General features: G+C 62.1%; 2 protein-coding genes. Both read left to right on the forward strand.

The genetic code is table 11. The features are described 5' to 3' along the window. A partial coding sequence (locus tag CF70_RS22875) for a PRTRC system protein A (RefSeq protein WP_035870168.1) occupies positions 1-461 on the forward strand: 461 nt, incomplete at its 5' end. Further along, positions 461-1,252, forward strand: a complete 792-nt coding sequence (locus CF70_RS22880; RefSeq protein WP_035870169.1) for a PRTRC system ThiF family protein — start codon at positions 461-463, stop codon at positions 1,250-1,252. The genes CF70_RS22875 and CF70_RS22880, both read left to right, overlap by 1 nt. The last annotated feature ends 251 nt before the right edge of the window (positions 1,253-1,503 follow it).

Here is a 1,503-nt window from a genome sequence, read left to right on the forward strand (position 1 = left end):
AGACAGCCGTGCCCTATGGCCTGGTTGCCGAGATCACGTACCTGCGCTGCGGGAAGGTCCCAGTTCACTTGATCGGGGAGTTTGCTGAGATGGCCAGGGCAGCGATGCCCAACGAGACCGGCGCCTGGGTTGTGTGGGACGCGGTAACGCGGGACTTCCGCCTAGCCCCCGTGATCATCCGCTCGCAAGGACGAGGCCACCTTGATTACAGCCGCCCCGAGCTGTCGGCTGACGAGGTGCTGGTCCTTGACTGCCACTCTCACGGTGCGCATCCGGCGTACTTCTCGTCGCAAGACGACATAGACGACGTGCATGACGTGAAGTTCGCGTTCGTGATTGGCAACTGCGGCGCGGATGTCCCATCGCTCGCCCTGCGCCTCTGTGCGAAAGGGATCTTCGAGGAGAGTGAGAGGGTCCCGAGTGACTGGTATGCGGCGACGAAGGCCGGGAGGGGCGTGTGATGACGATGACTCACCATATTCCCGATTCGATGCTTGAGTATGCCTGGCGCGTCGTAGTGGTTGGAGCCGGCGGAACCGGCAGCGCTTTGCTGCCCAATCTGGCAAGGCTGCATCACGCCATGCTGGAGTTGGGGCACCCGGGCGGCATCGAGTGCATCGTGTTCGATGACGACACGGTCAGCGAGACGAACGTCGGCAGGCAGGGTTTCTATCCGAACGACGTTGGCCAGTTCAAGGCGACGCTGCTGGTGAACCGTCTCAATGCGCTCATGGGTACCCGCTGGGTCGCCCAGACGCGGCGGATTGCCAGTACCGACCGACTGGACTGTGATCTTGCGGTGGGCTGCGTGGATACTCGCGCGGCTCGCAAGGCCATTCTGGGTGCGGTCAGTCGTGGCAGTGGCGGTTACTACCTCGACTGTGGCAATGAGACCGACAAGGGCCAGGTGATTCTGGGGCAGGTGGGCAGCAAGATCGCCCAACGCCTTCCTCACGTGGGCGACCTTTTCCCCGATCTCGTGAACCCCAAGGGAGACAAGGCCGACACGGCGCCGTCCTGCTCGATGGCCGACGCACTGCGCAAGCAGTCGCTGGTCATCAATCAGGCGATCGGCGTGCAAGCCTTCAATCTGCTGTGGACGCTATTTCGGACCGGCACGCTGAAGTACTCCGGCGTGTTCGTGAACCTGGAAGCTGGGCGCACCAATCCTTTGCCCGTTGATCCGGCTGCCTGGGCCCGCTTTGGTTACGAGCCAAAGCAGCTGGCGCCGCGTAAGCGAGCAAAGAAATGAATCGCCCCGGTCGTCCGACCGGGCGCACGCTTGAAATCCCCCCAGGAAGCCTCTGCGCTTTCTGGGGGTTTTTTTTGTCGGTGGACTGCCTCGGTGACAAGCAGTTACCTGTCGTTGGGGGGTGCAAAAGAACGGCGTCCCTGATAATATTGCCGCACTTTCCGCGTCTCCGACGCATCGAATCCTTGCCTAGCATCCGCCAGGCGTCTCGTCACCCACTGGGGCATTGTCCCTTGTGGCTGTGCTCCTAT

The sequence above is a fragment of the Cupriavidus sp. SK-3 genome, from assembly GCF_000611145.1.
Taxonomy (GTDB): domain Bacteria; phylum Pseudomonadota; class Gammaproteobacteria; order Burkholderiales; family Burkholderiaceae; genus Cupriavidus.

Bases quoted from the DNA above. Each gene is read 5' to 3' on its own strand.
- CF70_RS22880 (WP_035870169.1), top strand. From the start codon at position 461: ATGACGATGACTCACCATATTCCCGATTCGATGCTTGAGTATGCCTGG.